At 32.1% G+C, this 9,128-nt stretch carries 9 protein-coding genes; 7 read left to right on the plus strand and 2 right to left on the minus strand.

Translation table 11 applies throughout. The features are described from left to right. Both FGM02_RS11880 and FGM02_RS11885 read right to left on the minus strand, forming a co-directional pair. Positions 1-501, minus strand: coding sequence for a glycoside hydrolase family 2 protein (locus FGM02_RS11880; RefSeq protein ID WP_139958598.1), 501 nt, complete (start codon positions 499-501; stop codon positions 1-3). A 238-nt stretch (positions 502-739) separates the two neighbouring features. Further along, positions 740-1,663 carry a LysR family transcriptional regulator gene (locus FGM02_RS11885; RefSeq protein ID WP_139958599.1) on the minus strand — a complete coding sequence of 308 codons (924 nt, stop codon included), beginning with the start codon at positions 1,661-1,663 and terminating at the stop codon, positions 740-742. 88 nt (positions 1,664-1,751) lie between these two features. Between FGM02_RS11885 and FGM02_RS11890 the strand changes: the two genes are divergently transcribed. The 7 genes from FGM02_RS11890 to FGM02_RS11915 all read left to right on the plus strand — a co-directional run bounded on the left by FGM02_RS11890 (position 1,752) and on the right by FGM02_RS11915 (position 9,084). Then, on the plus strand, positions 1,752-2,060 hold the full coding sequence (locus FGM02_RS11890) for a hypothetical protein (protein ID WP_139958600.1): 309 nt from the start codon (positions 1,752-1,754) through the stop codon (positions 2,058-2,060). Positions 2,061-2,110: 50 nt separating this feature from the next. After that, the gene (locus FGM02_RS11895) at positions 2,111-3,073 is read left to right on the plus strand and encodes a sodium-dependent bicarbonate transport family permease (protein ID WP_139958601.1); all 963 of its coding nucleotides are present in this window, start codon (positions 2,111-2,113) and stop codon (positions 3,071-3,073) included. 122 nt (positions 3,074-3,195) lie between these two features. Continuing rightward, a complete protein-coding gene (locus tag FGM02_RS11900; protein WP_139958602.1) occupies positions 3,196-4,863 on the plus strand; it encodes a peptidase domain-containing ABC transporter in 1,668 nt (555 codons plus the stop codon). Continuing rightward, positions 4,856-6,208 carry an HlyD family secretion protein gene (locus FGM02_RS11905; protein WP_139958603.1) on the plus strand — a complete coding sequence of 451 codons (1,353 nt, stop codon included), beginning with the start codon at positions 4,856-4,858 and terminating at the stop codon, positions 6,206-6,208. Before FGM02_RS11900 ends, FGM02_RS11905 begins: the two co-directional genes overlap by 8 nt. Beyond that, positions 6,209-7,624 carry a TolC family protein gene (locus FGM02_RS11910; protein WP_243739395.1) on the plus strand — a complete coding sequence of 472 codons (1,416 nt, stop codon included), beginning with the start codon at positions 6,209-6,211 and terminating at the stop codon, positions 7,622-7,624. A gap of 344 nt (positions 7,625-7,968) precedes the next feature. Next, on the plus strand, positions 7,969-8,295 hold the full coding sequence (locus FGM02_RS18210) for a DUF4172 domain-containing protein (protein WP_208021510.1): 327 nt from the start codon (positions 7,969-7,971) through the stop codon (positions 8,293-8,295). Between the two features lie 12 nt (positions 8,296-8,307). Beyond that, entirely contained in the window at positions 8,308-9,084 is a 777-nt protein-coding gene (locus FGM02_RS11915; RefSeq protein ID WP_262711117.1) for a Fic family protein, read from the plus strand. The last annotated feature ends 44 nt before the right edge of the window (positions 9,085-9,128 follow it).

Raw genomic sequence — 9,128 nt, forward strand, 5'->3', positions numbered from 1 at the left:
TTAGTTGTTATAGGTGTTGTATAGAGATGTTAGCTTTATTGATTTTTTTAAATTCTCAACACTTGTTTTTTGTGTAGGTTTGAAATAAATAATTTTCTTTTTTAAAGGAACTAGATCAAAATAATTGGTAGAAAAATGTCCTTCAATAACTGTTTGCAATCGAATGTTTTTAGCTAAAGTTTTTGAGGATACTTCAATATTGAAATGATCGTTCAATCCTTTGCTAATTTTGATAGTGATTTTTGGTTTTTTTAACTTTAAATTTTTTGGAGCTTCAAAGAAAAACAAACTTTCATCAAAAATGTTGTTTTGTAAATCAGAGAGTTCCGCTACTATAAATACTTTTTTTAATTTTTTCTTTTTTATGAAATTCAAATAGTCAATATTCTGATTAATGGCACTCGTATTGCTTGTTATTGTAATTTCTTTATGAAAAGACTTTATTGTCTTACCATTAAAATCCATCACTTTTAAATTTAATTTAGTTTGTGTTTTTTCCAATTTTAATAGAGCTTTTAAAAAGAAGCATCAAATTTCTCCTAAAGAATTTAAGTTGAATTATTATAAAGAGATGTAGTTTTTTTGTAGTATCATTTTCAGTCCTATTACAATTTCTTAAAGATATTCCTAGATACAGATTTCGATAGTACTTGGAATATTGAGTGCTATTGTAGACCTGAAGTATTTCATTCATGAAATTAAAAACTGTATAAAATAATTATAGGAGTTGTTTGTAGGTTTAGTAATTTTCAAACCATCCAAAGTGTTCTTTAATAATAGCGTCTTTATTTGTTTGAATATGGTTTACAAATTCTTTGGCAACAGAAGAAAGGTTTTTAGATTTCAACCAAATAAGGTTCCAAGTAGTTTCAATAGGCAGTCCTTTGGCATGAATAATTTGCAATTCAAAAGTACTTAAAGAGTCTTTCAGTCCGATTAGAGGCATAATGGAAACACCTAAGCCAGCAACAAGGGCTTGTTTAATGGCTTCATTAGAGGTGAGTTCCATTTTTTTTGAAATGACTAATTTATTTTTGGTGATGTATTTCTCCATTTCCAATCGGGTTGCCGATCCATTTTCTCGAAAAACCAAAGGTTGTTTTTCAAATTCCTTTTTAGTAATACTGTTTTTAGTTTTTATATAACCTCGACCACCGACAAGAAATAATTTATTTTTCATTAACTCAATACGTTCAATGTTTAGTTTTTTAGGAATGGTTGATACCATGGCAAAATCGACTTCATTGTTTTCAAGACTTTTTATAACTGCTGCTTTGTTGGTTACATCCATAATTAAGTCAACCCCTTCATGTTTATGAATAAAATCAGAAAGTAAATAAGGCATGGCATATTTTGCTGTAGAAACGATGGCTAATTTTAATTTTCCAGCAATTTTACCCTGGTAGGTCAAAGCTTTGTAATTAATTGTTTGAATTTCAGTCAAAATATTCCTTGCTATTGCTGCAATTTCTTCACCAAATTCTGTGATAAATAATTTACGACCAACTACTTCAAATAGAGGTATATTAAACTGATCTTGAAAGTTTTTTAGCTGTATTGAAACGGCTGGCTGTGTTAAAAATAGCTCCTCAGCAGTTCTTGTTACACTTTTTAGTTCCACTATTTTATTGAAGATTTCTAATTGATGTAAGGTATAGTTCATAAAATATTTTTATGTGTTGTATAACAAATATAAATAAAAATATATAACTGTTTCGCTGCATCTTTGTAGAAATTTAAAAACATATTCAATGAAAACAGAAACAATGACAAAAGAAGTAAAAACAGAACAATCTATTAATTTAATTGAAGGAATTTTTACAGCTAGTGAGGCTTCCGACATTATTAATAACATTTTAAATGTTAAAATTAATTTCCATAAATTGAAAGTTTTTTCACGTACCATTGGCGATTTCAATGACAAATGTGAACAAGACAATGGGCGTATTAAAGCACTGTTACATGAGCAACAAATAGCCAAAGAGTTTTTTAAAAATGTTCGAGTTGAGGGGCGTAAATTAAAAATTAACAGTCGCATAGAAATTTCTATAGAAGACTAACAGTATCCTTTTACTTCAATTTTTTTTACCTTAAAAAACTAAAATCATTTATGGATTTACATTATTTGTTAGATAATTTAACAAACCCAGCGTTACTTTTCTTTTTTCTTGGGCTCATCGCGGTTCGACTAAAAAGTGATTTGAAAATACCAGAGAATTCGTCTAAATTTATTTCGTTGTATTTGTTATTGTCTATTGGTTTTAAAGGAGGGCAAGAACTGTCGCATAGTGTGATAGACAAAGAAATAATTGCTTCTATTATTTTTGGAGTGGTATTAGCCATAGTTGTACCAATTTATTGCTACTATATTCTGAGATTAAAATTTACAGTTTCTAATGCAGGAGCAATTGCCTCTGCGTATGGATCTGTAAGTGCAGTAACATTTGTAACAACCATTTCTTTTTTAGAAATGCAAAATATTCCATTTGGCGGACATATGGTGGCGGTAATGGCTTTAATGGAGGCTCCTTCAATAATAGTAGGGGTTTTATTGATGTCTATTTATAACAAAGACAAAGCAAATAAACCTTCTTTAGCTAGCATAACTAAACATTCTTTAACAAATGGAAGTGTGTTATTAATTATGGGAAGTTTAGTGGTAGGCTATTTGGCCAATGATGCACAAGCAGAGGGGATAAAACCATTTACGACCGATATTTTTAAAGGATTTTTAGCGGTATTCCTATTGGATATGGGAATAACAAGTGGACAAAAAATTTCTTTACTGATTAAAAAGGGATGGTTTGCACTTTCGTTTGCTATTCTAATTCCCTTGATCAATGGCTGTGTAGTCGCTATCCTTAGCGGTTTTTTTATGGAAGAATTAGGGAATCGATTATTGCTAACTATTTTAGCAGCAAGTGCTTCTTATATAGCTGTTCCGGCAGCAATGCGATTGGCGGCTCCAAAGGCAAATCCAGGTTTGTATATTCCCATGGCTTTGGCAATAACCTTCCCTTTTAATATTACCATAGGTATGCCTATTTACCTTTTTGTCATCCAATCCTTTTGAACAAATAATTTAATTATATGAAGCTAAAATTTTTATGAATAAAGTAGTAATTTTCCAGCAATTTAGCGACTTGTTTTAAAAAGTACATTTATAAGTATTTAAACACCTATATTATAAAATAAATGAAAGAACCTATGTCACCTTGGCAACGATTTGTGGGCTTGTTAGAGCTTGATAAACGTGATATTAAACAAATTTTTTACTATGCCGTTTTTGCAGGGCTCGTAGCACTGTCCTTACCGCTAGGAATACAAGCAATTATAAATCTAATTCAAGGAGCGCAATTGTCTTCCTCATGGATTGTGCTTGTTTCACTTGTTACTTTAGGGGTTGCATTTCAAGGAGGTTTGCAAATAATGCAAATTCGAATTTTGGAGAATATTCAGCAGAAAATTTTTACACGATCTTCTTTTGAATTTGCCTACCGCTTTCCGAAAATTAAAATAAGTGAATTGGATAATTATTATCCACCAGAATTGGCGAATCGTTTTTTTGATACTTTAACCGTTCAAAAAGGCTTGTCTAAAGTTTTAATTGATTTTCCTGCAGCTGTTTTGCAAATTGTTTTTGGAATTATCCTGCTTTCTTTCTACCATTCCTTTTTTATTATTTATGGCGTATTGCTATTGATTTTAATCTATGTGGTTTTTAAGTTTACAGCCAGAAAAGGCTTAGAAACAAGTTTAAAAGAGTCGAAAGCAAAATACAAAGTTGCACATTGGATTCAAGAATTGGCAAGATCAATTGTCAGTTTTAAGTTGTCAGGAAATACTTCTTTGGCAATGAAAAGAAATGATAAATTGACCACTGAATATTTGGAAGCAAGAGAAAGTCACTTTAGAATATTATTGCTGCAATTTATTCAAATGATAGGATTTAAAATATTGGTCACCGCCGGTTTGCTAATTATAGGAGGTTTGTTGGTTTTGAATCAGCAAATGAATATAGGGCAGTTTGTAGCAGCCGAAATTATCATTCTTTTGGTAATTAGTTCTGTAGAAAAATTAATCAAAGGTTTGGAAACATTTTACGACTTATTGACTTCTTTAGAAAAAATAGGACAGGTAGTGGATAAGGATTTGGAAGTTCAAGAAGGAATCAATCCTTTTGAAAATGAGCAGAAGCTTTCTATTGAATTGGAAAAAATTGGATTTACGACTACGGATAATATCGAAGTGTTAAAAGATATCAATTTAACTATAAAAGATTCAGATAGAATATTGTTAGATGGAAGTTCGGGGTCTGGAAAAACGACTTTGTTAAAATTGTTGTCAGGGATTTTAATTCCTACTGCGGGTAGTTTATACGTAAACAATTCATCAATTAAAGGGGTTTGGACAAATAAATATAGAAGCCGGATTGGTCAAGTATTGCCAGAGCAGCTTCCTTTTGAAGGAAGTATTTTAGAGAATATTACTTTCGGTGATCCTGCTATTTCAATGGAGCGCGTGAATGAAATATTAAAAAGAATAGGTTTATTGCCATTTGTAAAACAACAGCCTAATGGTATTCATACAATTTTATATCCGCAAGGCAAACAAATGTCGTATACCATTTCTAAGAGAATTATTTTGGCACGTGCCATTATAAACAAACCGAAATTATTACTGTTAAAAGATCCTTTGGAATATTTTGAGCCTATAGAAGCAAAAGAAATTATCGCTTATTTAACGGAAGATTCTCAACCATGGACAATTGTAGTGGCTTCTAGTAACCCGCTTTGGAAAGAAAAATGTACCAGAACAATTATCTTATCAGAAGGAACTATAAAAATAGACACGAATGCTTAATATATCAAACAATCAACTCAATAAAAAAGTAACACTTGATGGGTATGTAGCTTCAAGCAAGGCTTTTAAACCAAGGCACTATAAAATATTTAATCGATTTCTATTGGTGTTTGCTTTTGTGATGCTTGTATTCTTATTTTTACCTTGGACGCAAAATGTTTCAGGAAAGGGATTTGTCACGACATTGGCATTGGGACAAAGACCACAAACCATACAATCACCAATTCCTGGGCGTATTGAACGTTGGTTTGTGCAAGAGGGAGATTTTGTAAAAAAAGGAGATACAATATTATTTATTTCTGAAATAAAAAATGAATATCAAGATCCTCAGTTGGTAAAACGAACAGAGCAACAACGAGATGCAAAAAGTAGATCCGTAGTTTCTTATCAAAATAAAATAGGGGCTTTAGAAAATCAAGTAAGTGCTTTGGAAAATGAGCGTGCATTAAAGCTATCACAAGCAAAAAATAAATTAGCACAATCCTATTTAAAAGTAAAAAGCGATAGCATCGATTTTCAAGCGGCTAAAACAAATATTGAAATTGCAGAACGTCAGTACAACAGGACACTAACCTTGCAAAAAGAAGGTTTAAAAGCGGTGATCGATGTAGAGGCAAAAAGATTGAAACTCCGTGAAACTCAGGCTAAATTGGTTTCTCAAGAAAATAAACTTTTGGTAAGTAGAAATGAAGTGATCAATGCCCAACTAGAAATTAACCGTGTTACAGCGGCCTATGCCGATAAAATAGCGAAGTCTCAAAGTGATCGATATACCGCAGAATCAGGGCAGTTTGAAGCAGAGGCTCAAGTCTCTAAATTGGAAAGCCAAGCGACCAATTATCAAATGCGAAATGCCATGTATTATATTACGGCACCACAAGATGGATACATCAACAAAGCGATAAGAGGAGGGATTGGTGAAACTTTTAAAGAAGGAGAGAAAATAGTAGGAATTATGCCTGCCAATTACAAATTAGCGGTAGAAACCTTTGTAAATCCTATCGATTTGCCTTTGATTCATTTGGGAGAAGAAGTTCGAATTCAATTTGATGGTTGGCCTGCTATCTTTTTTAGTGGGTGGCCAAATGCATCTTTTGGGACTTATGCAGGAAAAATAGTTGCGATAGAAACGTTTATTAGTGCCAATGGAAAATTTAGAGTGCTAATTGCTCCAGATGACGAGCAGGTAGCATGGCCGAAAAATATGCGTGTAGGTTCTGGAGCCAATACAATTTCTTTACTTGAAGATGTGCCTGTTTGGTTTGAAATATGGAGACAGTTAAATGGTTTTCCACCAAATTATTATCAGCCAGAAGGGAAAGAAACCAATAAATCGAAAAAATAAATGAAACAAATTTATATGTATCGTTTTGTCTTCCTTTTAGTTTTATTTGCCAAAATTGGAGTTGCGCAAAGCGGTTCTTCTTTAGAAGAAATACTGACTTTTGAAGAGTATTTAGGTTATGTGAAACAATACCATCCATTGCTGAAAAAAGCAAATTTACAATTGAGCATAGGGGAAGCAAATTTATTAAAAGCCCGAGGAGGTTTTGATCCGAAGGTTGAAGTAGATTATCAACGAAAGGAATTTAAGAAAACGGAATATTTCAATCAATTAAATGCAGCTTTTAAAATTCCTACTTGGTATGGTGTAGAATTTAAGGCTAATTTTGAACAGAATTCAGGAAAGTACTTAAATCCTAATTTAACGGTACCTGAAGACGGTTTGTACAGTGCAGGAATTTCTTTGGCTTTGGCGCAAGGTTTGTTAATTAACGAACGAATGGCTACTTTAAAAAAGGCGAAGTTTTTTATAGAACAATCACAAGCGGCTAAAGAGTTACTTGTCAATGATTTGGTTTTTGAAGCAAGTAAAGCTTATTTTGAATGGTTGGAAACACATAATGAATTTGTTATTTACACTAAATTTTTGAGCAATGCAAAAATGCGATTTAATGCAGTTAAGCGAAATGTAGAAGTTGGTGAGAAATCTGCAATTGATTCCATAGAAGCTAAAATTACCTATCAAAATAGAAAACTAAATTTGGAAGTTGCTAGGTTAAAAACGCGAAAAGCAGCATTAAAAGCGAGTAATTTTTTATGGCTAAAAAATGTACCTTTAGAAATACAAGAGTATGTGTGTCCTGAAACACCAAACCAAACTGTTTTGGAGTCTTCTTTGGTTCTTGAGGGGATAACTCAAAGTAGCGGTTTCCTTGAAAATCATCCAAAGTTAAGAGCTTTAGCAGCCAAAATTGATGGTTTAGAAGTGGATCAGTCTTTGAAAAGAAACAAGCTGTTGCCTAAATTAAATCTTCAGTACAATTTATTGTCACCTGATGTTGATCAATTTTCAAATTTTACGGTAGCCAATTACAAGACTTTTGTGAATTTTAGTATGCCATTATTTTTAAGGAAAGAGCGCGGTGCTTTGAAATTAGCAAAATTGAAATTGCAAGATGCAAATTTTGAACGTATATCAACAAGCCTTGTCATTCAGAATAAAATAGATGCAACGACCGCTGAGGTGAATTCGCTAAAAATTCAAAATAATTTTATTAGTGGAGTTGTGACCGGTTATGAAAAGATGCTTGCTGGTGAAGAACGCAAATTTAAATTAGGAGAAAGTTCTTTGTTTTTGATCAATTCTAGAGAACAAAAATTAATTGAAGCAACACTGAAGCGAAATGCACTTCGAATAAAATCTTTAAAGGCAACGGCTAGTTTGTACAATGCGTTAGGTTTGTCGGATCAGAATTAGTGTATTGCTTAGGTGAAGAAGTGTTAGTAGCGGGAACTGGACTCGAACCAGTGACCTTCTGGTTATGAGTTTGATACAAATCCCAAAAATTACACTTTTACTCCTTATTTCTATTAAATCGTGTACTCTGATTTATATTAAATTTCTGTTCAAATGTACATATAATTATTTAGGAAATACTTGTATAAAATTCTTAAATTCTATTGAGAATGCTACTGCTTTTATGATGAAGTATCGGATATGCTCACATTAAAGAATCTATATTTAGTTATTTGAGGAATAAAATTTATTTTATAGCTCAAAAATAGATTGTATTTGAGCTATAAAAACGATAATTATAGCTCATGGAATTTAAAATATGGAACTGGCAACAGAAAGAATGGCCTAATTTCACGTATGATGAAAAAGCCTTTAAATCCTTAGAATTGAAATTCTCTCAAAATTCGGGAACCGTTTTGGGAGCGTTTAAACACGTAAACGCAAATGAAAAAGAGCAATTAATTATTGAGATTTTATCAAACGAAGCTTTAAAAACTTCTGAGATTGAGGGAGAATATTTAGATAGGAATAGTATTCAGTCTTCAATTAAAAAAAATCTTGGTTTAAAAGTAGATCAAAAGAAAATTGGGCCTGCCGAATTTGGCATTTCCGAAATGATGGTTGATTTATAAAAAAATTATAATATTCGGCTTACACATGAACAATTATTTGGCTGGCACAAAATGCTTACGAATGGAAGAAGAGACTTAGCCGACATAGGAAATTATCGTACACATGAAGATCCTATGCAAGTTGTTTCTGGAAGATTAGATAAGCCGACGATTCATTTTGAAGCACCACCATCACATTCTATGAAGCATGAAATGAATAATTTTATAGCTTGGTTTAATAAGACACATTCAAAAGGAGAGAACAAGTATTCGCCATTAATTAATGCAAGTATTGCGCATTTGTATTTTGTGAGTATTCATCCTTTTGAAGATGGAAACGGACGTATTGCAAGAGCGATTGCTGAAAAATCCATTGCTCAAAGCATTGGACAACCTGCTTTGATTTCCTTGTCAAAAACTATTGAAGCTAACAAAAAAATGTATTATAATGCTTTGGAAAACAATAACAAACGTACTGATATTACCGACTGGATACTCTATTTTGGTCAAACGATACTTGATGTTCAAGAGGATACCTTAAAGCTAATTGATTTTTTAATTGAAAAGGCAAAATTTTTTGACCGTAATACTTCACTGATGAATGAGCGACAATTAAAAGTTGTTACACGTATTTTTGATACGGGACATCAAGGATTTCATGGTGGTTTAAGTGCTGATAATTATGCAAAAATAGCTAAAACTTCAGCTTCTACTGCGACACGTGATTTAAAAGACATGCTTGAAAAAAACATATTTGTTAAAACAGGACAATTGAAAGGGACTCGATATTGGTTGCATATAGGGTTTTAAGAATAAAGAAACATTAGAAAAAGAAAAAGCTTCAGTATAAACTG

Origin of the sequence: Flavicella sediminum (assembly GCF_006381105.1) — a bacterium.
Taxonomy (GTDB): Bacteria; Bacteroidota; Bacteroidia; order Flavobacteriales; family Flavobacteriaceae; genus Flavicella; species Flavicella sediminum.

Coding starts and splice junctions, on each gene's coding strand:
- FGM02_RS11885 (WP_139958599.1), bottom strand. CDS start 1,663: ATGAACTATACCTTACATCAATTAGAAATCTTCAATAAAATAGTGGAA.
- FGM02_RS11890 (WP_139958600.1), top strand. CDS start 1,752: ATGAAAACAGAAACAATGACAAAAGAAGTAAAAACAGAACAATCTATT.
- FGM02_RS11895 (WP_139958601.1), top strand. CDS start 2,111: ATGGATTTACATTATTTGTTAGATAATTTAACAAACCCAGCGTTACTT.
- FGM02_RS11900 (WP_139958602.1), top strand. CDS start 3,196: ATGAAAGAACCTATGTCACCTTGGCAACGATTTGTGGGCTTGTTAGAG.
- FGM02_RS11905 (WP_139958603.1), top strand. CDS start 4,856: ATGCTTAATATATCAAACAATCAACTCAATAAAAAAGTAACACTTGAT.
- FGM02_RS11910 (WP_243739395.1), top strand. CDS start 6,209: ATGAAACAAATTTATATGTATCGTTTTGTCTTCCTTTTAGTTTTATTT.
- FGM02_RS18210 (WP_208021510.1), top strand. CDS start 7,969: ATGGAATTTAAAATATGGAACTGGCAACAGAAAGAATGGCCTAATTTC.